The sequence below is a fragment of the Bradyrhizobium genosp. A genome, assembly GCF_049949275.1.
Taxonomy (GTDB): Bacteria; Pseudomonadota; Alphaproteobacteria; order Rhizobiales; family Xanthobacteraceae; genus Bradyrhizobium.
Genome location: NZ_CP188196.1, coordinates 5,487,776 through 5,510,973, shown reverse-complemented (window position 1 = coordinate 5,510,973; position 23,198 = coordinate 5,487,776). Strand labels below are relative to the sequence as shown.

General features: G+C 63.8%; 18 protein-coding genes, 1 pseudogene and 1 riboswitch. Of the genes and pseudogenes, 6 read left to right on the top strand and 13 right to left on the bottom strand.

The genetic code is table 11. The annotated features are described in order from the left end of the window. Nucleotides 1–44: 44 nt before the first annotated feature. The 9 genes and pseudogenes from ACP2YP_RS25750 to ACP2YP_RS25710 form a co-directional block, all read right to left on the bottom strand. Entirely contained in the window at nucleotides 45–935 is an 891-nt protein-coding gene (locus ACP2YP_RS25750) for a crotonase/enoyl-CoA hydratase family protein (protein ID WP_426419080.1), read from the bottom strand. A 154-nt stretch (nucleotides 936–1,089) separates the two neighbouring features. Beyond that, entirely contained in the window at nucleotides 1,090–2,511 is a 1,422-nt protein-coding gene (locus ACP2YP_RS25745) for an amidase (protein WP_426419079.1), read from the bottom strand. 2 nt (nucleotides 2,512–2,513) lie between these two features. Continuing rightward, a complete protein-coding gene (locus ACP2YP_RS25740) occupies nucleotides 2,514–3,677 on the bottom strand; it encodes a M20 aminoacylase family protein (RefSeq protein ID WP_426419078.1) in 1,164 nt (387 codons plus the stop codon). 13 nt (nucleotides 3,678–3,690) lie between these two features. Beyond that, nucleotides 3,691–5,196, bottom strand: coding sequence for a M81 family metallopeptidase (locus ACP2YP_RS25735; protein ID WP_426419077.1), 1,506 nt, complete (start codon nucleotides 5,194–5,196; stop codon nucleotides 3,691–3,693). A 213-nt stretch (nucleotides 5,197–5,409) separates the two neighbouring features. Then, nucleotides 5,410–7,059, bottom strand: coding sequence for an ABC transporter ATP-binding protein (locus tag ACP2YP_RS25730; RefSeq protein ID WP_426426272.1), 1,650 nt, complete (start codon nucleotides 7,057–7,059; stop codon nucleotides 5,410–5,412). 14 nt (nucleotides 7,060–7,073) lie between these two features. Continuing rightward, nucleotides 7,074–7,961 carry an ABC transporter permease gene (locus ACP2YP_RS25725; protein ID WP_426419076.1) on the bottom strand — a complete coding sequence of 296 codons (888 nt, stop codon included), beginning with the start codon at nucleotides 7,959–7,961 and terminating at the stop codon, nucleotides 7,074–7,076. Nucleotides 7,962–7,980: 19 nt separating this feature from the next. Then, nucleotides 7,981–8,922: an ABC transporter permease gene (locus ACP2YP_RS25720; protein ID WP_426419075.1), complete on the bottom strand. Its 942-nt coding sequence runs from the start codon at nucleotides 8,920–8,922 to the stop codon at nucleotides 7,981–7,983. Between the two features lie 298 nt (nucleotides 8,923–9,220). Continuing rightward, a pseudogene (locus ACP2YP_RS25715) lies at nucleotides 9,221–9,400 on the bottom strand (FAD-dependent oxidoreductase); the annotation flags it as partial. 58 nt (nucleotides 9,401–9,458) lie between these two features. Then, nucleotides 9,459–9,586, bottom strand: a riboswitch (glycine riboswitch). A gap of 94 nt (nucleotides 9,587–9,680) precedes the next feature. Beyond that, nucleotides 9,681–10,811, bottom strand: a complete 1,131-nt coding sequence (locus ACP2YP_RS25710) for a M20/M25/M40 family metallo-hydrolase (protein WP_426419074.1) — start codon at nucleotides 10,809–10,811, stop codon at nucleotides 9,681–9,683. 268 nt (nucleotides 10,812–11,079) lie between these two features. Here ACP2YP_RS25710 and ACP2YP_RS25705 point away from each other — a divergent pair, with 268 nt between their 5' ends. From ACP2YP_RS25705 to ACP2YP_RS25695, 3 genes are all read left to right on the top strand, one after another. Then, nucleotides 11,080–12,690 carry an ABC transporter substrate-binding protein gene (locus tag ACP2YP_RS25705; protein ID WP_426419073.1) on the top strand — a complete coding sequence of 537 codons (1,611 nt, stop codon included), beginning with the start codon at nucleotides 11,080–11,082 and terminating at the stop codon, nucleotides 12,688–12,690. A gap of 99 nt (nucleotides 12,691–12,789) precedes the next feature. Next, the gene (locus ACP2YP_RS25700; protein WP_426419072.1) at nucleotides 12,790–14,397 is read left to right on the top strand and encodes an ABC transporter substrate-binding protein; all 1,608 of its coding nucleotides are present in this window, start codon (nucleotides 12,790–12,792) and stop codon (nucleotides 14,395–14,397) included. 245 nt (nucleotides 14,398–14,642) lie between these two features. Beyond that, complete coding sequence (locus ACP2YP_RS25695) at nucleotides 14,643–16,241, top strand: glycosyltransferase family 39 protein (protein ID WP_426419071.1); 1,599 nt, start codon at nucleotides 14,643–14,645, stop codon at nucleotides 16,239–16,241. A gap of 6 nt (nucleotides 16,242–16,247) precedes the next feature. Here ACP2YP_RS25695 and ACP2YP_RS25690 read toward each other — a convergent pair whose 3' ends face one another. From ACP2YP_RS25690 to ACP2YP_RS25680, 3 genes are all read right to left on the bottom strand, one after another. Further along, nucleotides 16,248–16,388, bottom strand: a complete 141-nt coding sequence (locus ACP2YP_RS25690; protein ID WP_426419070.1) for a hypothetical protein — start codon at nucleotides 16,386–16,388, stop codon at nucleotides 16,248–16,250. 54 nt (nucleotides 16,389–16,442) lie between these two features. After that, on the bottom strand, nucleotides 16,443–17,693 hold the full coding sequence (locus tag ACP2YP_RS25685; protein WP_426426270.1) for a multidrug effflux MFS transporter: 1,251 nt from the start codon (nucleotides 17,691–17,693) through the stop codon (nucleotides 16,443–16,445). A gap of 136 nt (nucleotides 17,694–17,829) precedes the next feature. After that, nucleotides 17,830–18,411, bottom strand: coding sequence for a TetR/AcrR family transcriptional regulator (locus ACP2YP_RS25680; RefSeq protein ID WP_426419069.1), 582 nt, complete (start codon nucleotides 18,409–18,411; stop codon nucleotides 17,830–17,832). A gap of 88 nt (nucleotides 18,412–18,499) precedes the next feature. Here ACP2YP_RS25680 and ACP2YP_RS25675 point away from each other — a divergent pair, with 88 nt between their 5' ends. The 3 genes from ACP2YP_RS25675 to ACP2YP_RS25665 all read left to right on the top strand — a co-directional run bounded on the left by ACP2YP_RS25675 (nucleotide 18,500) and on the right by ACP2YP_RS25665 (nucleotide 22,055). After that, on the top strand, nucleotides 18,500–19,279 hold the full coding sequence (locus tag ACP2YP_RS25675; protein ID WP_426419068.1) for a crotonase/enoyl-CoA hydratase family protein: 780 nt from the start codon (nucleotides 18,500–18,502) through the stop codon (nucleotides 19,277–19,279). A 143-nt stretch (nucleotides 19,280–19,422) separates the two neighbouring features. Beyond that, nucleotides 19,423–20,730, top strand: a complete 1,308-nt coding sequence (locus ACP2YP_RS25670) for a hypothetical protein (protein WP_426419067.1) — start codon at nucleotides 19,423–19,425, stop codon at nucleotides 20,728–20,730. Then, nucleotides 20,727–22,055 carry a hypothetical protein gene (locus ACP2YP_RS25665; protein WP_426419066.1) on the top strand — a complete coding sequence of 443 codons (1,329 nt, stop codon included), beginning with the start codon at nucleotides 20,727–20,729 and terminating at the stop codon, nucleotides 22,053–22,055. The genes ACP2YP_RS25670 and ACP2YP_RS25665 overlap by 4 nt, the downstream gene beginning before the upstream one ends. Here ACP2YP_RS25665 and ACP2YP_RS25660 read toward each other — a convergent pair. Next, nucleotides 22,015–23,124: a phosphatase PAP2 family protein gene (locus ACP2YP_RS25660; RefSeq protein WP_426419065.1), complete on the bottom strand. Its 1,110-nt coding sequence runs from the start codon at nucleotides 23,122–23,124 to the stop codon at nucleotides 22,015–22,017. The genes ACP2YP_RS25665 and ACP2YP_RS25660 overlap by 41 nt on opposite strands. Nucleotides 23,125–23,198 lie beyond the last annotated feature (74 nt).

Sequence of the window (23,198 nt, the reverse complement as noted above, 5' to 3'; positions counted from 1 at the left end):
GTGGGCACGCTGCGCTTTGCCCACCCTACGAGAGCTACGATGCCTCACTTATACTCCCGCTCGCTCCACCACGGGAAATAGTCCGGCATATCGCTGGACACCTTGTTCTTGAACTGCGCCGGCCGCTTTTCCAGGAACGATACCACGCCCTCCTTGACGTCGTCCGAGCGGCCGCGGGCGTAGATGCCGCGGCTGTCGACCTTGTGGGCTTCCATCGGATCGTCGGCGCCCATCATGCGCCACATCATCTGGCGGATCAGCGCCACCGACACCGGCGCGGTCTTGGCGGCGAATTCCTTGGCGAGCGCGCGCGCGGTCGGCACCAAATCATCCGGCGCCACAACCTTGCTGACGAGACGGCCCGCGAGCGCTTCCTGCGCCGGGAAGACGCGGCCCGAATAGCACCATTCCAGCGCCTGCGAGATGCCGACGATGCGGGGCAGGAACCAGCTCGAGGCCGCCTCCGGCACGATGCCGCGCTGGGAGAACACGAAGCCGAAGCGCGCAGCGTCCGAGGCAATGCGGATGTCCATCGCAAGCTGCATGGTGACGCCGATGCCGACGGCAGGACCGTTCACCGCGGCGATGACAGGCTTCAGACACTTGAAGATGCGCAAGGTCACCTGGCCACCGCCATCGCGGACCTGTGGATCGCTGTAATCGACCTTGCCGTCAGCGAAACGCTTGACGGGTCCGCGCCGCGCGTCGCGATCAAAGGTGTCGGCGCCTGACGACAGATCTGCGCCCGCGCAAAAGCCGCGGCCGGCGCCGGTGACGATGATGGCGCGGACGTTGTCGTCCTTGTCGGCGGCGTCGAATGCGTCGATCAGCTCAGCCTGCATCTGCGCGTTGAAGGCGTTGAGCTTGTCAGGCCGGTTCAGCGTGATGGTGAGGATCTGCTCGGCGACCTCGTATTTGAGCGTCTCATACGCCATGGGTGGTTTCCTTCCTTTGTTTTCTTGCTCTTGATTTGTAGCACGTCATTCCGGGGCGCGCCCGCTTGGGCGCGAGCCCGGAATCCATACTCACGATAGTGGTTATGGATTCCGGGCTCGTCGCTTCGCGACGCCCCGGAATGACGGAAAGTATTTAATGCGCCGGCGGCTTGGGCCAGGGCTTCTGCGGGCCGCGCAGGCCTTCGAAAGCCTTGGCCATGCCGAGCACGCCGATATCGTCGAAGCGGCGCCCGACGATCTGCACGCCGATGGGAAAACCCTTGGCATCGAAGCCGCCGTTGAGGGAGACGGCAGGGTTCTCCGACATATTCCATGGCACGGTATAGCAGATGTGCTCGAACGGCCTCATCGGATCGTTGGTCGGCGAGGCCCATTCCGCTGAATAATTCACATTCGGTGCCGTCGGCGAAATCACATAGTCGAGCTCGCAGAACAGCTTTGCCGCCGCCGCACGGATCGCCATGGTCTGGTTGAAGCCACGGATGACGTCGACACCCGACAGCTTCGCGCCGGACTCGCCCCATTTGAAGATATACGGCAGCACCTTTGCCTGTTCGGCCGGCGTGAGCTTCGACAGGTCATCCCACATCCGGGCGCGCCAAAAGTTGTCGAGGCCGTCGAGCATGTCGCGAGTCAGAATGCCGTCGACCTCGGTGACGACGCTACCTGCGGATTCGAACGCCTTTGCGGCTTTCACCGCGACGTCACGGACCGGCCTTTCCGCGGGCAAGCCGACGCCGGCATCGAGCATCAGGCCGATGCGGAGTTTGCGCGGCGATTTTTCCAATCCCTTCCAGTTCAAGGGCTCGGCGGGCAGGCTCATGCCGTCGCGCCGGTCGGGCTTTGCGATCACGCTCATCATCAGCGCGCAATCATCGACCGTGCGGGTCATCGGGCCGGCGACGCGGCCGACATAGGTGGGGTCGATCGGCACGCGGCCGAAGCTCGGCTTCAAGCCGACGAGGCCGCACCAGCCCGCCGGCAGGCGCACCGAGCCGCCGATATCGGTGCCGAGATGCAGCGGGCCATAGCCGGCCGCGGCGGCGGCCCCCGCGCCGGCGCTCGAGCCGCCGGGGTTCTTGGAGAGGTCCCAGGGATTGCGCGTAAGCGCATGGAACGAGGAAAGCCCCGAGGACAGCATGCCGTAATCGGGCATGGTGGTTTTTGCGAAGATGATTGCGCCGGCCTCGCGCAGCCGCGCGGCAGGCGGGGCGTCCTTCTCGGCCGGCACGAGCTTGACGCTCGCAGCCCCCAGCGGCACCGGTACGCCCTTGGTCGCGATGTTGTCCTTGACCGTGACAGGCACGCCGTCGAGCGGGCCGGATGGCTCGCCGCCGGACCAGCGCGCGGTCGAGGCCGCTGCCACCTTGCGCGCGCTGTCGGGATCGAACGCATAGAGCGCCTTCAGATGCGGCTCCCACGCAGCGACATGCGCGAGCACGTCCTCCAGCACCTCGCTCGGCGAGAACTGTTTGGCGCGATAGCCTGCGATCAGATCGACCGCGGACAGATCGTGCAGCGAGGTGACCGCCTCCTCGACGCTCTTCTTGTGCATTGCTAGCTCACCGGCATGCGCGTTTCGATGATGCGGGCGAACATGCTGGCACCGATCGGCAGGATCTTGTCGTCGAGCACGAAGCCGGGATTGTGCACGGGCACGGAGCCGTCGTGGCCGACCCAGAAATAGGCGCCGGGAATGGTTTGCAGCATGTCGGCAAAATCCTCGCTGCCCATCTTCGGCTGGCTGCGGGTGATCACCTTGGCGGGATCGACGATGGTGCGCGCGACCTCCTCGACCACCTTGGACTGCTCGACCTGGTTGACCAGCACACCAAAGGTGTCGCGGATGTCCGCCTCGATCTCGCACTGATACGCGGCCGCGATGCCGGCGCAGATCGTACGGATGCGTTCGGCGATCATGGCGCGGACTTCATCCGAGAAGGTGCGGATGGTGCCGCAGAGATGCGCTTCACCGGGAATGACGTTGTAGGCGGAGCCGGCGTGAATCTGCGTGATCGAGATGACGGCGGCCTGCAGCGGATCGACGTTGCGGCTGACGATGGTCTGGATCGCCTGTGCCAGCGTGGTCGCGATGATCACCGCGTCCTTGGAGCGCTCCGGCATCGCGCCATGCGCGCCATAGCCGGTGATGCGGAGATCGAAGAAGTCGGCGCCGGCCATCGCCGGCCCGGGCAGGATCGCGATCTCGCCGAGATTGAGGTCGGGCGCGTTGTGCAGGCCGTAGAGCTCGTCGCATGGAAACTTCTCGAATAAGCCGTCCTTGATCATCGCGCGGGCGCCGCCGAGGCCTTCCTCGGCCGGCTGGAAGATCAGGTGCACGGTGCCGTCGAAGTTCCTGGTCTCGGCGAGATAGCGCGCGGTGCCGAGCAGCATGGTGGTGTGGCCGTCATGGCCGCAGCCGTGGAAGCGGCCGGGGATTTTCGAGCTCCATTTCAGATTGGTGTTCTCCTCCATCGGCAGCGCGTCCATGTCGGCGCGCAGGCCGATGCGCTTGTTGCCCGAACCCTTGCCCTTGATGACGCCGATCACGCCGGTGCCGCCGAGACCGCGATGCACCTCGATGCCCCAGCCCTTCAGCTTGTCGGCGACGATGCCGGAGGTGCGGACCTCCTCGAAGCCGATCTCGGGATGGGCGTGGATGTCGCGGCGGATGGCGGTGAGTTCGTCGGCGTAGCCGTCGATGCGGTCGATGGTGGGCATATGTCCTGTCCGGTTAGGGTGAAGGGGGCGTGAAAACGGGGCCGTTCGGCTTGATGCGGATGCCCGGACGCAGGCGCGTCCAGGGCAGCGCGGCGGTGTCGGCCGGCATCGCGCCGGGTGCGGCGCAGATCATCAGCTTTTCCGCGATCGGCTCGAAGTCGGCGCGGAAGTGTACCGAGCTTTTGTTGACCAGAATCTTCTCGGTGGTCGGCTCGATGCCGACATAGCGATACATCGCCTGATCGGCGAGCTGCGCCTTGTGCGAGGAGACGACGACGCGGACATCGCCGATGCGCAAGGCTGCGGACGGGCCCATCTCCATCTCGCGGCCGCCATAATACGGGCCGGGCGCGATGAAGCGGCCGTCGGAGAGCTTTTCGACGACGAAAGTCTCGGTATAGGGCTCGTCGCCGGGAATGCCGGACTTGCCGCCGAGTGAGAGCGTCACGGTGGCGCCGACGCCGGCCGTATGCGCGGCCTTGGCCGAGGCCGGATCGTTGATGACGCCGGTCGCGGCGCTCGCCTTGTTGCGCACCAGCGCGCGCAGCATGCCGGTGGTATCGGAATCGCCGCCGGCGCCGGGATTGTCCTGGGTGTCGGCAATGATGATCGGCTTGCTCGCGCTCTTCGAAAGTTCCATGGCGTGGCGCACGCCGTCATCGGGCGACCAGATCTTGCCGTCGAAATCGTCCTCGTGGCTTTCGATCAATTTGACGATCGCATCCGCAGCGCGGTCGGCATCGGCTTGCGTCCTGCCATAGGCAAATACGCTCGGCCCGCAATCGCGGAAGTCGGCGGCGGGGAAACCCGGCGCGAAAGAGAGTGTCGGAACCGCATCGCTCTCGAGCGCGGCGAGTTTTTCGTAGATGCCCTTGGTGGGAAAGTCATTGGTGCATTGCCAGCTGATCGCGATCAGGAACGGCAATTGGCGAAACGACTTTGCGAAGCGCTGCTTCGTCTGCAGAAGCAGGGCGAGATGCTTTGCGGAGGCGCGGCCAGTCTCGGCCATGTCGACATGGGGATAGGTGCGGTAGGCGATCAGCGCATCCGCATGTTCCATCATTTCGGGCGTGACATTGGCGTGCAGGTCAAGGCTCGCGACCAGCGGAACGTCCTTGCCGATGACGCGGCGCACGCGCGCTAAAATCTCGCCTTCGCCGTCATCGAGATGCTCGGTGACCATCGCGCCGTGCAAATCGAGATAGACCGCGTCGATGGGGCCGGCGGACGCAATACCGTCGACCATGACTTTCACGATGCGCTCGAAAGCGTCCTTGGTGACATGCGCCGAGGGGCTTGCACCGCAGGCAATGGTTGGAACGAGTTCCCAACCGTTCGCTTCGGCGCTGTCGACGAAGCCGGCAAGGCCGACATTGATGCTTCGCATCACCCTCAGCACGTCGGCGCCTTCAGTCATCGCCGGCCAGCCGCCGCCATGCTGGAAGTCCGCGAATGTCGCCTTCGTCGGAGCGAAGGTGTTGGTCTCGTGCAGGAAGCCGCCGACGGCGATACGTGTCATCAATGCAAGTCCAGCCAATCAAAGGTGCGGGACGTTAGCCTTGGCTTTGCGAGGAGAGCAAGGAGGGAAGCAATCGCGCCATGCATGGCCTCAAGCTGTTTGGGAATACTTGCCGCGATCACCGTCGTTGCGAGCGAAGCGAAGCAATCCAGACTGTCTCCGCGGTGGGCCTCTGGATTGCTTCGCTTCGCTCGCAATGACGCGTGGATAAACCTACGCGATTGCCGCCACACCCTCCGACACCGGCCGGAAATTCGCAAAGTCCCAGCCCCGGCCCGGTGCCGCATCCAGCAGGGCCCTGGTGTAGGCCTCCTGCGGATGCGTCAGCACCTCGGCGGCCGGGCCCTGTTCGACGACGCGGCCGTGCTGCATCACCACGACCTCGTCGCAGATTTGGGCTGCAACGCGCAGGTCGTGGGTGATGAACAGGATGGCGATGCCGAGCCGCTTCTGGATCTCGTCGAGCAGTTCCAGCACCTGCGCCTGCACGGAGACGTCGAGCGCCGAGACGGCTTCGTCCGCCACCAGCACATCGGGATCGAGTGCGAGCGCGCGCGCAATGGCAATGCGCTGGCGCTGGCCGCCGGAGAACTGGTGCGGGTAGCGCGACACCGCGTCGGCCGGCAGGCCGACCAGCTCGAGCAACTCGCGCGCGCGCTTCGTCGCATTGGCGTGCGAGGTGCCGTAATTGATCGGGCCTTCCGCGATGCTCTCGCCGACGGTGACGCGCGGGTTGAGCGAGCGGTAGGGATCCTGGAACACGATCTGGATTTTTTGCCGGTGCGGCTGGAGCAGGCGGCGCGAAATATCGGAGATCTCGCGGCCGGCGAGGCGGACGCCGCCGGAGGTCGGATCGATCAGGCGCACGATGCAGCGCGCCACCGTCGACTTGCCCGAGCCGCTCTCGCCGACGATGCCGAGCGTGCGGCCCTTGCGCAGCGTCAACGTCACCTTGTCGGCGGCGACGACCTCGCGGCCTTTGCCGAAGAATGCGCGCTCCTTGTAGACCTTGCTGAGGTCGTTGGCTTCCAGCACCACCGGTTCTTTCGTTTCAGGCCGCGCCGCACGCGGCACAAGGCTCGGCACCGAGGCGAGCAGGTTGCGGGTGTACTCCATGGTTGGATTGCGCAGGATGGAATCGAGTGTGCCGGTCTCGACCAGGCGGCCCTGCCGCATCACCGCGACGCGGTCGGCGATCTCGGCGACCACGCCCATGTCATGGGTGATGAACAGCACGGCGGTGCCGTGATCGCGCTGGAGGTCACGGATCAGGGTCAGGATCTGCTTCTGCGTGGTGACGTCGAGCGCGGTGGTCGGCTCGTCGGCAATCAGCAGCTTGGGTTCAAGCACCAGTGCCATCGCGATCATGATGCGCTGACGTTGGCCGCCGGAGAGGCGATGGGGGTAGGATGCGAAAATGCGCTCGACCTGGGGCAGGCGCACCTGCTCCATCATGTCGAGGATGCGCTTCTTGCGCGCCTTGGCATCGAGATCGGTGTGGGCGCGCAGCACCTCGTCGATCTGGCGGCCGACGTGCACGACCGGATTGAGCGCGGTCATCGGTTCCTGGAAGATCATCGCCATCTGCGTCGCGCGCAGCTGGCGCAAGCGGCGGTCGGTCGCGGTGAGGATCTCCTCGCCGACGAGTTTGACGCTGCCGCCCGTCGGAACCAGCGTGCCCTTCGGCAGCAGGCCCATGGTGGTGAGCGAGGTCACCGACTTGCCCGAGCCGCTTTCGCCGACAAGGCACAGCGTTTCGCGCTCGTGCACCTGGATCGAGATGCCGTCGATGATCTTCGGTCCGCCCGGCTTCTTGCCGACGGAGACGACGAGGTTGTTGATGTCGAGAACTGGGTTGGTCATCACTTGATCGGTCATTACTTGCCCTCCCGCTGCTTCATGCGGGGATCGAGGGCGTCGCGGGCGGCGTCGCCGATCAGATTGATGCTGAGGATGGCGATCGAGAGCAACAGGCCCGGCCAGAAGATCAGCGTCGGCTTGAGCTGAAAATACTGGCGGCCCTCGGCCATGATGTTGCCCCAGGTCGGCGTCTCCGGCGAGATGCCGGCGCCGAGGAAGGAGAGGATGGCCTCGGTGAGGATCGCGGAGGCGCAGACATAGGTGCCCTGGACGATCAGCGGCGCGATCGTGTTCGGCATCAGATGCCGCCACATGATCTTCGGCAGCGACGAACCGACCGAGATCGCGGCCTCCACATAGGGTTCTTCGCGCGCCGACAGCACCACCGAGCGCACCAGGCGCGCGACGCGCGGGATTTCGGGGATGGTGATCGCGATCAGCACGGTCCAGATGCTGGCGCCGGACAGCGACACCACGGCGATCGCGAGCAAAATGCTCGGCATCGCCATCAGGCCGTCCATGACGCGCATCAGCACGGCGTCGACCAGCTTGAAGAAGCCGGAGACAAGACCGATCGCAAGGCCGATGACGATCGACAGGATCGCCGAGCCGATGCCGATCAGGAGCGAGATGCGCCCGCCATAGATGACGCGCGACAACAGGTCACGGCCATAGGCGTCAGTGCCGAGCAGGAATTGCGCCGAGGAAGGCTTGAGCCGCTGCGAGGGTGCGAGCTGGATCGGGTCATGCGGCGCGATCAGCGGCGCCAGGATTGAGATCAGCACGATCAGCGCGAGCAACACGGTCGCCGTGGCGATGATCGGTGTCGAGGTGAGGAAGCCGAAACGCGGCCGCAACGGCGACGTGATCGGAATCGAGGACTGGGGAAGGGTATCAACCGTCATTGTTGTTCTTGTCCTTGCCTCAATACCGGATCCGGGGATCGAGCAGCGTGTAGGCGACGTCGATCAGCAGATTGACGACGACGTAGATCAGTGAGGTCAGCAGGATCATCGCCTGAATCACCGGATAGTCGCGCGCCAGCACCGCATCCACGGTGAGGCGGCCGATGCCGGGAATGTTGAACACGCTCTCGGTGACGACGACGCCGGAGATCAGCAGCGCAAAGCCGGTCCCGATCACGGTGATCACGGGCACGGCGGCGTTGCGCAGCGCGTGCCGCATCATCACCGCGACCTCGTTGATGCCCTTGGCACGGGCCGTTCGCACGTAGTCTTCGCCCAACACATCGAGCATCGCCGCGCGCGTCATGCGCGCGATCAGTGCGACATAGATGAAGGAAAGCGCGCAGGTCGGCAGGATGATGCGCTCGAAGAATGGGCCGAAGCCGGTCGAGATGCTTCTGAAGCCCTGTACCGGCACCCAGCGCAGGTCGATCGCAAACACCTCGATCAGGACATAGCCGATCACGAACACCGGCACCGAGAAGCCGAGCACGGACAGCCCCATTACGAAGCGGTCGATCCATGTGCCGTGCTTCCAGGCCGCGATGACGCCGAGCGGCACGGCGACGATGACGGCGAGGATGATGGTCGACAGCGCGATCGAGATCGACGGCTCGACGCGCTGACCAATCATCTTCATGACCGGCAGGTTCGAGATCAGCGAGGTGCCGAGGTCGCCGTGCAGCAGCTTGCCGACCCAGGTGATGAACTGCACGATCAGCGGCTCGTTGAGGCCGAGCGAGGTGCGGATGCGCTCCAGCCGTTCCGGCGTCGCATTGTCGCCGGCCAGGATCGCGGCCGGGTCGCCCGGCGTCAGCCGCAGCAGCAGGAACACGAACAGCGCGACGACACCCATCACGGGCACCGCAGCGAGAACGCGGCGGATGAGATAACCCAGCATGCACCTATCTCCGGCTGCGGAATGTATGGGGCCGAGAGGCGCCCGTGGATTCGGTCGTGTCTATCATGCGCGCCTGTCACTCGGGCTGGAAGAGCCGGCCGGAGAGCCGTCCTCTTGGGGCAAATTGTGTGCCAAGGGTAGGGCGGTCGCAAGGGGCCGCCCCACATCGATTTTCGACCACTCAAGATGCACGGCGCATCTCGCGCTCAACCGCAAGTTCTTCCTGAAGTGAGGGGACGATTGACGGTGCGTTGAGCCCGCGCCAGCCGTCGATGGTTCCGGCAATCATCTGCGCGGTCGTGGCCGACAACGTCCAGTCGAGATGGCTGGCGGAGAGCTGTCCGCCGTTCGCAAACGAGGTCTCCATCGCGGCATAGCGATGCTTGTCGAGCACCGTCACCTTGTAGCCGCGTTCGAGCACGGCATAGGCGGTCGTTACGCCGGTGATGCCGGCGCCGATGATGGCGATATGGGTCATGTTGAGCAGGGCTCCCGTGAGTTAGGATAGGCTAACCGCCGGCCCGAAGGCCGTTGGCGGCGCCCCATCTGTCACGGTTACCTGAGAGCTTGATCCGTCGCGGACCTCGAAAGGTCTGCGCGGACTATCCCCTTCGGTGGACGTCACGACGTTGAGATCGTGCCGTCTCTCTCCAGATCGTCGCGTGGACCATCGAGCAGTACGATGCGCCTCATTTTTAGACAAGGCTAAATTTGAACCGTGACTGCCAACGCATTGTGCAGTGCGAAGTTGATTCAATTTACGCCAGCGTTGCCAGCAGTCCCGCCATCAGGCGCCCGCGCTCGACCAGGCTGTCGACCTCGATAAACTCCTCGAGCGTGTGGCCGTTGCCACCGCGCACGCCGAGGCCATCGAGCGTAGGGATGCCCATCGCGCCGGTGAAGTTGCCGTCGGATCCTCCGCCGGAGCTCGCATGCGGTAATTCCGCGCCGAGAGATTTGGCGATGCCGCGCGCCTTTTCATACAGCGCCATGGTGCCGGCATCCGGCTCCCACACCGGCCGCGTCACGCCGCGGGTCACCTTGAAGGTCACGTCGTTCGCGGTGCCCGACAGCGCCAGCATCCGCTCGACGCCGCGGTCGAGATCGGCCTGGCGCTTGGCCATGGAGAGAGCTTCGCCGGTGGCGGTCGTTGCAACGCAATTGACCCACTGTCCGCCATGCACGACGCCGACCGAGAAGGTGCAATCCTCTGTCGTCATCGCGTCGATCGCAAGGATCTGCCGTGCCATCTCGCGGATGGCCGAGCGTCCCGCCGACAATGTTGCGCCGGCATGGCTCGGCCGCCCCGTCGCTTCCAAATTGAATCGCGCGATGGCGTAACGTCCGGTGGTGACGCCGTTGTCGGCGCGGCCGGGCTCGGGCACCAGCACATATTTGTTGCGCGCGGCTTCCGCCTCGATGATGTCGCGCGTCGAGGGCGTGCCGACTTCCTCGTCCGGCGTGAACAGAATGGTGATCGGCAAGGGCGTGGCGAAGGACGCGCGCGCCAGCTGCCGGATCGCTTCCAGCGAAAGATAGTTGCCGCCCTTCATGTCGTAGATGCCGGGGCCGTAGCACTTGTTGCCCTCGCGGCGCCATTTCAGCTTCTCGATGGTGCCGACCGGGTGGACGGTATCCATGTGCCCGGCGATCAGGATACCCGGCTCGCCTTGCTTCGGATGCGGAAAGCGCGCGCGGATGACGCCGCCAAAGCCCTGACGGCCGGCGATGCGCTCGATGGTCGCCCCCATGATCGCCATATCACGCGCTGCGATATCGAGCATGCGATTGACCGCGCCTGCGTCCCAGGTCGGGCTCTCGCATTCCACCCAGGTGCGCAGGCCCTCGAGCATCGCCTCGGAATCGAAGGGAAGATTGGCTGGATTCATCTCAATATCTCTCAAGCTTCGAAAGATGGAACGCGCATTGCATCAGCGCGGGCAGGGCAAGCGGGGAGAGTTGTAGAGCCAAACCGGTCTTTGTGGAGCCCGTACGTGCGATACCATGGGCTGCACCGAAACCGGATTGACGCGCTCAAGACTGTCTGCAAGTCTCGAAAAGATAAAGGCATTGCATGACGTTAGTTCGCCTAAAGAACGAACCGAATGCTCAACCAATAACCTGCCTTTGAACAGTTTCACGTCAGGAGAAACTTTTATGTTGAGCTTGATGCGCCGGGGGCGTCGCGCGTTCGCCTCCACACTTGCGCTGTCGGTCGTCGCGCTTTCCACGGCGATGGCCTCGCCGGTGTTTGCGGCCGGCAAGACCATCACCGCGGTGATGCATTCGGATCTGCGCATCATCGATCCGATCTTCACCACCGCCTACATCACGCGTGACCATGGCTACATGGTCTACGACACGCTGATCACGACGGATGCGAACTTCAAGATCCAGCCGCAGATGGCGGACTGGAAGATCTCCGACGACAAGCTCACCTACACCTTCACGCTGCGCGACGGCCTGAAGTGGCATGACGGCACGCCGGTGACGGCGGAAGACTGTGTCGCCTCGCTGAAGCGATGGGCCGCCGTCGATGGCATGGGCCAGCAGATGATGACCTTCACGGCCAGCATCGAGGCGACCGACGCCAAGACCATCACGCTGAAGCTGAAGGAGCCCTACGGCCTGGTGCTCGACTCGATCGGCAAGCCGTCCTCGCGCGTGCCCTTCATGATGCCGAAGCGTCTCGCCGAAACGCCGCCGGACAAGCAGATTCCGGAGCAGATCGGCTCGGGTCCGTTCAAGTTCGTGCCGGGCGAATTCCAGCCCGGCGTGAAGGCGGTCTATGTCAAGAACACGGACTACGTGCCGCGCAAGGAGCCGTCGAGCTGGACTGCCGGCGGCAAGGTGGTGAAGGTCGACCGCGTCGAGTGGATCACCATGCCGGACTCGCAGACCGCGGTGAACGCGCTGCAGTCGGGCGACATCGACTTCATGGAAGTGCCGCCGTGGGACCTGCTGCCCGTGCTTGAAGGCAATCCCGACCTCAAGGTCGAGACGCTGAACAAGTTCGGCTACCAGACGCTCGGTCGCATGAACTTCCTCTATCCGCCCTTCGACAATCCGAAGATTCGCCGCGCCGCGCTTCTGGCCATGAACCAGAAGGACGTGCTCGACGCGCTCGTCGGCAATCCCAAATACTACAAGATCTGCGGTGCCTTCTTCATCTGCGACACGCCGTTCGCGACCGACGTCGGCTCCGAGACGCTGGTCAAGGGCAACGGCATGGCGGAAGCCAAGAAGCTGCTCGCCGAGTCCGGCTATGACGGCACGCCCGTCGTGGTCATGGTGCCCGGCGATGTCGTGACGCTGAAGGCGCAGCCGACGGTCGCGGTGCAGCTGCTCCGCGAGGCCGGCTTCAAGGTCGATGCGCAGGCGACCGACTGGCAGACGGTGGTGAGCCGTCGCGCCAGCCAGAAGCCCCCGAAGGAGGGCGGCTGGAACATGTTCTTCACCAACTGGGTCAGTGCCGACGTGTCCAACCCGATCTCGAATCTTTCGATCGGCGGTCAGGGCAAGAAGGGCGGCTGGTTCGGCTGGGCGGAAGACGCCAAGATCGAGAAGCTCAAGGACGACTTCGTCCGCGCTGCCTCGCTCGATGATCAGAAGAAGATCGCGACCGAGATCCAGAAGGAAGCCTATGACCAGGTGATCTACGTGCCGCTCGGCCAGTATCTGGCGCCGAGCGCATGGCGGAAGTCGCTCTCCGGCGTGCTCGACGGCCCGGCGACCCCGGTGTTCTGGAACATCGACAAGTCCGAGTAAGGCCGAGTCCGAGTAAGGGGAGGCGCGTTAGCGCGCCTTCTGTCCCGACTATCACGCGGCGCCGCTGTCATCAGCGGCGCCGCAGCCAGGAGAACTTCAATGTTCCAACTCATGCGCCGGGGGCGTCGGGCGTTCGCCTCCACACTTGCGATTTCAGTCGTGGCGCTTTCGGCACTGGCGTCGCCGGTTCTTGCCGCAGGTAAGACCATTACCGCCGTGATGCATTCGGATCTTCGCATTCTCGATCCGATCTTCACTAGCGCCTATATCGCGCGCGATCATGGTTACATGGTCTACGACACGCTGATCGCGACGGATTCGAACTTCAAGATCCAGCCGCAGATGGCGGACTGGAAGATCTCCGACGACAAGCTGACCTACACATTCACGCTGCGCGACGGCCTGAAGTGGCATGACGGCACGCCGGTCACCGCGGAAGATTGTGTTGCCTCCCTGAAGCGCTGGGCCGCTGTCGATGGCATGGGGCAGCAGATGATGCTGTTCACCGCGAGCATCGAAGCGACCGACCCCAAGACGATCACGCTGAAGCTGAAAGAGCCGTACGCGCTCGTGCTGGAATCGATCGGCAAGCCGTCCTCGCGGGTCGCTTTCATGATGCCGAAACGTCTCGCCGAGACGCCGCCGGAAAAGCAGATTCCCGAGCAGATCGGCTCCGGCCCTTTCAAGTTCGTGCAGAATGAATTCCAGCCCGGGGTGAAGTCGGTCTACGTCAGGAACACCGACTACGTGCCGCGCAAGGAGCCGGCGAGCTGGACGGCCGGCGGCAAGGTCGTGAAAGTTGACCGCGTCGAATGGATTACGATGCCAGACGCGCAGACGGCGTTGAACGCGCTGCAGTCGGGCGACATCGATTTCATGGAAAATCCTGCCATCGAAATGTTGCCCACCATTGAAGCCGACAAGGAGCTCAAACTCGAGATCCTGAACAAGTTCGGATTCCAGACGGGCGCGCGGATGAACTTCCTCCATCCACCGTTCGATAACGTCAAGGTCCGCCGCGCAGCACTCCTGGCGGTCAACCAGAAGGACGTGCTCGATGCGCTGATCGGCAATCCCAAGTACTACAAGACTTGCGCAGCGATCTTCATCTGCGACACGCCGTTCGCGACAGAGATTGGCGGTGAGACCCTCGCGAAGGGCGGCGATATTGCTGCGGCCAAAAAGGCGCTCGCCGAGTCCGGTTACGACGGGACGCCGGTCGTGCTTATGGCGCCGGGTGACGTGCTGACGCTGAAGGCTCAGCCGATCGTGGTGGCTCAGCAATTGCGCGAAGCCGGCTTCAAGGTCGACCTGCAGGCGACCGACTGGCAGACGGTGGTGAGCCGGCGCGCCAGCCAGAAGCAGCCGAAGGAGGGCGGCTGGAACATGTTCATCACAAACTGGGTCAGCGCTGACGTGGTCAACCCGATCTCCAACGTGGCTGTCGGCGGGCAGGGCAAGAAGGGCGGCTGGTTCGGCTGGGCGGAGGACGCCAAAGTCGAGAAGCTCAAGGACGATTTCGTCCGCGCGGCCTCGCTCGACGATCAGAGGAAGATCGCGACCGAGATCCAGAAGGAGGCCTATGATCAGGTGCTCTACGTCCCGCTCGGCCAGTATCAGGCGCCAAGCGCGTGGCGGAAGTCGATCTCCGGCGTGATCGACGGCCCGGCGACCCCGGTGTTCTGGAACATCGACAAGTCCGAGTAAGGCAAGTCGGAACGGGGGAAAGGCGCATCCTGTACCTTTCGCCCTGATATCACGCGGCGCCGCTGTCATCAGCGGCGCCGTTGTCTTGCGGCGGTCCTGTGGCAGCGAAAGCCAGGGAGCTTTCAAGTCTTCCAGACTCCAATCATTGCTATTTGTTTCCAAACTGAAATAGATGGTTCGTCCTCGGACATCACTTTCCCTCCATCGATTTGAATCGCGTGCCGATCGATTTTGCATTCCAGGCAATGGCCGAACGGTCGGATCGCGCACCGGCGCGCTGGCGGCGACCGCTGCTGCGCTGGCTCGATGGCGTGGAGGCAGGCTGGGCGGTGCCGCTTCTCATTGCGTGCTTCGTTGCGATCTGGACGCTGTATCTTGCCATCGCCTATGCCGGCGGCGGCCTGCATCCCGATACGCTCGAGGCCTGGACGCTGGGACGCAATTTCGCCTGGGGTTATCACAAGCATCCGCCGCTGATGGGCTGGATCGCAGCCAGCTGGACCGCCGTGTTCCCGCTCAGCGACTGGTCGCTGCAGCTGATGGCGATGGTGAACGCGGGCCTCGCGCTGGTCTTCGTCGATTGCGTCGCGCGGCAATTCGCGACCGGGCACAAGCGCATCCTGGTGCTGCTGCTCCTGATGCTGACGCCGGCCTATCAATTCCACGCCCAGCGCTTCAACGCCAATGCCGTGCTGCTCGCGACCTGGCCGCTCGCCACATGGTGTTTTCTGCGCGCATTCGAGACCAGGTCTCCTGTCTGGGCGGTTGCGCTTGGATACACCACGGCGCTCGCCATGGTCGGAAAATACTACTCGATCTTCCTGGTCACGAGCGTTGCATTCGCCGCGCTGGCGCATCCGGCGCGGCGCGCCTATTTCACCTCCGCGTCGCCCTGGATTTCGGTCGTCACCGGGCTCGCGGTGCTGTCGCCGCACATCTATTGGCTCGCGACCACGGGCGCATCGACCTTCACCTACGCGCTGAACCACGCCAACGGCAATGCAGTCAGCTCGCTCGGTGAAGTGAGGAATTTTCTGCTGGGACTCGTGGCGGCCATCAGCGTCGCTGCCGTGATCTGGTTGCTCATCGCCGGCACGCGCCTGAAACAATTTCCGGCCGACTTCGCCGCGATGAGCCCAGACCTTCGGCTTCTCTTCTATGTCGCTATCGGCACCATCGCTCTGCCGGTCCTGACGTCCCTCGCTATGGGCACGGATCTGCCGTCGTTATGGGCCTTGCAGGGATTGTTCCTGTTCGTTGTGCTGATCGTCTGCGGCGCCCGTTATCCCGTCGAACGCTTCTACACCGTCAATGTCACCGTCATTGTGTCAGGCGTTGCGCTTTTCGCCGTCCTGGTCGCCGCACCAATCCACGCGGTCTATCGCAATAGCGACGGTTATGAAGAGGGACGGAATCTTTATGCGCAAGCGGCAGGCGAGCTCACCCGGCAATGGCGCGAGCTGACCGGCGAGCCGCTCAGCGCCGTCAGTGGCGACGATTCGCTCGCCTTCGCCGCGGCTTTCTATAGTCCGGATCATCCGCATTACGCGCGGCCGTTCGAGCACCAGTACGATTGGGGGCTGCCGCGCAAGACGAGGCTCGATCGCGGCTGGGCCGCGCTCTGTTTCCGTGGCCAGGATTATTGTGACCGTTGGATGGAATCGGTCTCCGCGCACGCCGGGAATTTTGTCAGGCGGGAATTCACCGTACAGGCGTCGCTGTGGGGCCGGCCGGGCCTGAGCCGGGACGTCGTCGTGCTGATGGTGCCGCCGCGTGTGAGCGGCGGCGCATCGCCCGAAAGCGCCGCGCAGGATTTCAGCGCCAGTAAACGAAGTCCGGAGTAGGGGTCCTCAGCAGTGGCTGTCGCGGACCTTCTCGAGCCCTTCACTGGCAAAGGGTGGGTTGACGACGGCTTGTTCGGCAGGCGAGACCGACTTTTCAGTCTGCCGCCGGTCCTGATCGTGACGTTCGTCGTGCTGTTCCAGTTCCATTGAAGCCGCCTCTCGAATTGCTGCAGGACAACATCGAGGCGCCTGCGAAGTTCCTCACACGATGGGGCGATGATGCGGCTTGAACAGCCGTCCCTTCTCCACCACCAGAACGATCGCAAGCGCTGCAAGCGTCGACAGGAAGAATCCGACCGAGAACGGCAGCAGCGTGCCGTCAAAACTCTGGCCGATCGCGGTGCCGACCATGATGCCGATCAGTGTCGTGATCGAGCCGTAGAGCGAGGAGGCGGTGCCGGCGATGTGGCCCTGCGGCTCCATCGCGAGCGCGGTGAAATTGGCGACCATCATGCCGAACGAGAACATCATCAGCGCCGACAACACCATGAATAGCGGAAGCGGCAGCACACCGAGGATCTCGGTCAGCAGCATCACGCCCGCCACCGCGGTGTAGAGCGTCAGCGCGCCGTGCGAGATCACGCGCATGCCGAGCCGCCCGACCAGCTTTGCGTTGAGGAAGCCGGCAATCGCGGTGCCGGCCGCGATCGCCGCAAAGGCGAGCGGGAAGTAGTGGCCGAGGTGATAGATGCCGGTGAAAACCTGCTGTGCCGAGAACACATAGGCGAACAGCGCGCCCATGACACTGCCAGCGGCCGTCGCATAACCGAGGGTCTGGCGGTTGGTGACGGTCTGGCGGAAGGCCGCGAACACGTCAGCGGGCGCGAGCGACCTGCGCTCCGTCTCCGGCAGCGTCTCCGGAAGCCGCAGCACGGACCATACGAGCGCGAGCACGCCGTAGAGCATCAGCACGACGAAGATCCCGCGCCATTGCGTGACCAGCAGCACCGCCTGTCCGAACGAGGGCGCGATCACGGGCACGGCGATGAAAATCATCATGGCAAGCGACATTACGCTCGCCATGCGGCGGCCGGCATAGCAGTCACGCACGATCGAGGTCGCGATCACGCGCGTCGCCGAGGTGCCGAGGCCTTGCAGTGCGCGGGCGAGCAGCAGCGTCTCGAACGAGGGCGCCGCAACCGCCAGCACGCTCGCGACCGCATAGACCGCCATGCCGCCGAGCAGCACCGGCCGGCGCCCGAACCGATCCGACAACGGGCCCATGACGAACTGGCCGGCGCCGAAGCCGATCAGGAAGGTCGACAGCACGAGCTGGAGATGGTTGGCGTTGGGAATGCCGAAGGCCGTCCCGATATTGGGCAGCGCCGGCAGCATCATGTCCATCGCGAGCGGATTCAGCGCCATGATGGACGCGATCACGACTACAAATTCGGGAAAACCCATCGGACGGTGTCCGGAGGACACCCAGTCGTCAGCATTGACGTCGGACAAAAAACTCACCCTGATTTCAGAGGCCATATCTAACGTTCATGCTGCGTCGCACAACCCATGTTTTGGGATGGCTGTCAGGCGGGGCAGGGGACGGACAACAAATGGTGAAGACGCTGCCCACGCTGGCGGCCAGAGATCAGCTCGCGCCACGCGCCTGCTCGACCAGATCGAGCGCCAATCGGCCGGCGGTCTCGACATAGTCGAGATCGCGGTGGATCAGCATCACGGTCGTGGCGCCGTCGAGCAGGATCACGATCCGCCGCGCAAGCGCCGCCGCGTTGTGAATGCCGTGGCCACGTAACTCTGCCTCTAACCACGCTTCAAAACGCTTCTTGTGGGCCGCGCCGGCCTTGACTGCAGGGTGCGCCGGCGTGTTGGCGAGCTCGGCGATTGTGCGCAGGAAGCCGCAGCCGCGCCACCTCGGCGTATCCACTGATTTGCCGAGCTTTGTGAAGAGACCGCGGACCTTGTCCGCCACCGTGCCGTCGGTCTCGGCGAACCAGCGCATGTAGAGCTCCAGCGTCGGCTGGTCCCGGGCTGCGATGGTTTCGGCGACCAGCTCATCCTTGCTGGTGAAGTGATAATAGAGCGTCTTCTTGGTGACGCCTGCCTTCTCGGCGACGGCGTCCATGCTGACCGCCCTGATGCCCTCGCCATAGAACAAGCGCGTCGCCGCGACGACGATCTGCTCGCGTGTGCTGTCACCCCTTCCTGCCATCGGCGCAATGTATACCGTCTAGTGAGTATACACAACAGAACCGCTGTGGCTGACTTATGCGTCTGTTCGACCTGAAAGGAGCCTGCACTTGTCTGATCTCGTCCTCTCGGAAACACGCGGCGCCGTCGCATTGCTGACGTTCAATCGCCCGAACAAGCTGAACGCGCTGAGCTACGGGCTCATCGATCAACTGATGACAACGCTCGATCGCATCGAGGACGACGAAGACGTTCGCGCAGTCGTGCTGACTGGCGCCGGAGATCGCGCCTTCTCCGCAGGCGCCGACATCGCCGAATTCTCCGAGAGCGTGAAGGCCGGTCCCGACGCCGCGGCGAAGGCCTTCGTGCGGCGCGGGCAAGCGATGACGGCGCGCATGGAAGCGTTTCCGAAGCCGATCATCGCCGCCGTCAACGGCATCGCCTTCGGCGGCGGTTGCGAGATCACGGAAGCCGTGCATCTCGCAATTGCCAGCGAGCGCGCCACATTTGCAAAGCCCGAGATCGCGATCGGCATCACGCCGACCTTCGGCGGCACGCAGCGCCTGCCGCGGCTCGCGGGCCGGAAGCGGGCGCTGGAATATCTTCTGACCGGTGATTCCTTTTCGCCGCAACGTGCTTGCGAGATCGGCTTGATCAACCGCATCGTGCCGCACGAGCAGCTCCTGGACGCGGCTTTCGCGCTGGCCGATCGCATCACGCGGCATTCGCCTCTCGCGGTGGCCCGAATCATCACGGCCGCCACGCGCGGCCTCAACGTGTCGATCGCGGAAGGCCTCGCCATCGAGCACGAGCAGTTCGCCCGCATGGCGGCGACACGGGACACACGAGAGGCGCTCGATGCCTGGCTCGCCGCCCGCGCGTCGCGTTAGCGTGGCTTGGAAACCAGGGATTCACCATAACGGCGGGGACGGCCCGTCGGGGAGATGAATCCGCAACGCATCCTGTCCAATGTGGCCTGACCGGACGGCGGATCAGGCGCCGAGGGAACTCAGGGAACAGGCGAGCATCAGACGTGTCCGACATCACCGGAACAGCACGATGGCCGGGACCGTCGGCCGAGATGGCCGGCAAGCGCAACGTGTGGCTTGCCTGCCTGATCGCGCTGGTGGCCGTGCTGGTGTTCGGCAATCTCGCCAACTATGCCGCGCCCGATACGAATTACGGCTGGGACCTTCGCGTCAACTGCGCCGCGGTCGATGCGCATGTCGATGGGCTCGATCCGTACTACGTGAAAAATCTGAAGGGCACCAAGTTCTCTTATACCTATCTGCCGGCGACGCTGGACGCCTTTCGTCCGCTGTGCGCGGGCGGCTTTCTTGTCGGCCATCACCGCGGCGTCTTTCTCGCCATCGCCGTGCTCTCTAGCCTGTTGCTGCCCGGGATCGGCCGGACACGCAGCTTGCGTGACGTGGCGCTGCGGGGACTTTACGTGCTCGGCGCGTTCGTCGGTTTCGAATGGGTGCTGGCCTCGGGCAATTTCGCGATCCTGGGCGGCGGACTGACCACCGCAGCGCTTGCCCTTCTGCTTCGCCCCGTGAAGCCCGACGATCGAGATGACGTCCTTCGTATGGCAGGGGCGGCACTGCTCGGTCTCGTCACGTCGTTCAAGCTGGTATTCTGCCCGCTGCTGGCCGCACTCTATTTCCTGCCGCTGTCGCGACGGCGGAAATTTGTCCTGATGACGGTGGCGGGCCTCGGCTTCGCGCTGCCGATCCTGGTTTCGGTCGTCATCTATCCAGGCTTGTTCTCGAGCTGGTTGCTCGCGATCACGGGCAGGATCCCCGGTCAACTTTCGGTCCAGATCGAGGAGCCCAATCCATCGCTGCTGCTGTTGGCGCAGGCCATCGTGGACCGCGTGGGGCTTGCCGACAGCAAGCCGCTCGTGTTCGCCACTTACGCACTGGCGGCGACCGCGTTCGTGCTCGCACCGCTCGGCTGGTCGCTGCTGCGCGCGATCCGCAACAACGAGGGGACGTTACTGGGACGCCTCGACCGCTGGCTGATCGATCATCCGCAGGCCGCGATGCGGATCACGGTGCTGGCGATGTACGGCCTCTATCTCAGCTCTCCGCGCCTGAAGGAATATGCGTTCTTCGAACTCGCGGTCTACGGCGCCGTCCTGATCGTCGATCTTCCGGCCGCAGCCCTTGCCGCCGTGCTGACCATCGGCGTTGCGGTTCCGACGCTGGTCTCGATCACGGGGACTACGATCGAAGGTGGCTTTGTCCAGCTCGCGGTCGCACTCGCCTGCTTCTGGATCCTGTTGCTCGATTTTCGAAGCGAGCCGGAACGCCTCGAGCGGAGGGCCGTGCGTCCATGACGAGTGTCGCCCCGTCCGGAACAGCACGATGGTCGGGACCGTCGGCCGACATGGCCGGCAAGCGCAACGTCTGGCTTGCCTGCCTGATCGCACTGGTGGCGTTCCTGGTGTTTGCCAATCTCGTCAACGATGCCGCGCTCGATGTGCGATACGGCTGGGACGTCCGCGTCAACTGCGCGGCCGTCGATGCGCATGTCGACGGGCTCGATCCTTACTTCGTGAAAAATCTGAAGGGCACCAAGCTCTCTTATCCCTATCTGCCGGCGACGCTGGATGCCTTCCGTCCGCTGTGCGCGGGCGGCTTTCTCGTCGGCCATTACCGCGGCGTCTATCTCGTCATCGCCTTGCTCTGTGGCCTGTTGCTGCCTGGGATCGGCAGAGCACGCAGCTTGCGCGACGTGGCGCTGCGGGGACTCTCCGTGTTCGGCGCGTTCGTTGGTTTCGAATGGGTGCTGGCCTCGGGCAATTTCGCGATCCTGGGCGGCGGACTGACGGCCGCAGCACTTGCCCTTCTGCTTCGCCCCGTGAAGCCCGACGATCGAGATGACGTCCTTCGTATGGCAGGGGCGGCACTGCTCGGTCTCGTCACGTCGTTCAAGCTGGTATTCTGCCCGCTGCTGGCCGCACTCTATTTCCTGCCGCTGTCGCGGCGGCGGAAACTTGTCCTGATGACGGTGGCGGGCCTCGGCTTCGCGCTGCCGATCCTGGTTTCGGTTGCCGTCTATCCAGGCTTGTTCTCGAGCTGGTTGCTCGCGATCACGGGCGGGATCTCCGGTCAGCATTCGGTCCAGATCGAGGAGACCAATCCGTCGCTGCTGCTGTTGGCGCAGACCATCGTGGATCGCGTTGGACTTGCCGACAGCAAGCCGCTCGTGTTCGCCATTTACGCGCTTGCGGCGACCGCGTTCGTGCTCGCGCCACTCGGCTGGTCGCTGCTGCGCGCGATCCGCAACAATGAGGGATCGTTGCCGGCGCGCCTCGATCGCTGGCTGATCGATCATCCGCGGGCCGCGATGCGGATCACGGTGCTTGCGATGTACGGCCTCTATCTCTGCTCGCCGCGCCTGAAGGAATATGCGTTCTTCGAGCTCGCGGTCTACGCCGCCGTCCTGATCGTCGATCTTCCGGCCGCGGCCCTTGCCGCCGTGCTGACCATCGGTGTTGCCGTTCCGACGCTGGTCTCGATCACGGGGATTACGATCGAAGGCGGCTTTGTCCAGGTCGCGGTCGCGCTGATATGCTTCTGGATCCTGTTGCTGGATTTTCGAGCCGAGCCGAAACGCCTCAAGCAGGAGGTGCAATCGGTAGCCGAGTGGCGCTCATGAGTTCGAGGCGGCCCGACGAGCAGGCTGTGCTGATGGCTCTCGTCGCCATGATAGCCGCGGTCGCCACCGAGATGCCGGCGAGGATGTCGACCAGATAGTGACCACCGCCCAGCGGGGTCGCGACGATCATCAGAATGTTCCAGGGAACGGAGAGCAGCCTGAGCCAACGGAACGGCCAGAACGACCACATGTAAAGGATAGCTGCCGCGGCGTGGAAGCTCGGAAAGGTGACGATACCCACGAGTTGCGTCAGGCGGAGTTCCAGAAGCGCGCCAGCCCTTACCAATGGGGCGTCGCGCAAGGTGTCGTAGTATCCCATGGGTTCGAAATAGGGCAGGTCAGCGGGCCCCAAACCCAGGACGTCGTAGACCCCAATGGCCGGCACAAATACTGAGATGCACGTCGTCGCGAATAGAGCGAAGCCGTATGCGCATATCGCTTCTGCACTGCGTCGATAGCATCCGGCCAAAGGAAGAAGGAGCACGAGGAGCGTCATCTGGAGGGAGATCGAGTTGTAGGATCGTGCCAGGACGGGGATCAGCTCCGGATGATTATTTATGAAATCGAGAAAGCGCCTGAAGTCGAACCCGAGTGCACGGTCCCAGGCCAGCAGTTGGGCATCCTGTAGTGGAAAGCTGATGGATGTGGCCACATAGGTCAGCGTGAGCATGACCGGCACTGCCAGCGTCATCTGCGCTAGAGCAGTGAGAGTGAAAAATACTCTCGGGTTTGGGGGCGTGGCCGATCGGGCATTTCGCAGCGCGGACCAGGAGCAAAGCGCAGCGAACGCGAAAGCCGCGAGATAACCCGATGGTTCGACATAGAACCGCGTCGCGACAAGCCACGCGAGCACGATGCCCGCGATGCAGGCCAGAAATTTCCAGTTGAACGCGAGCAGTCTCCAGGCCGAGACGACTTCGCTGTCGGCATGCGCAAGCGGCGAGTTCGCTTCCAAAGCGCTGATCGTCAACGGTTCTCGGATGAGTGCCTGGTTGCTGTTGCCGGCTTGTTGATCGACTTGACTGACGAAAAAGGCTCGTGACGCAAAAGGCACGCTGACGGGGCGCATTGCTGTATTCCCATTTACGCCCGTAGAATTACGGCTAGACAATTTAAGATTGCATGAATCTTTGCGGGAATGTT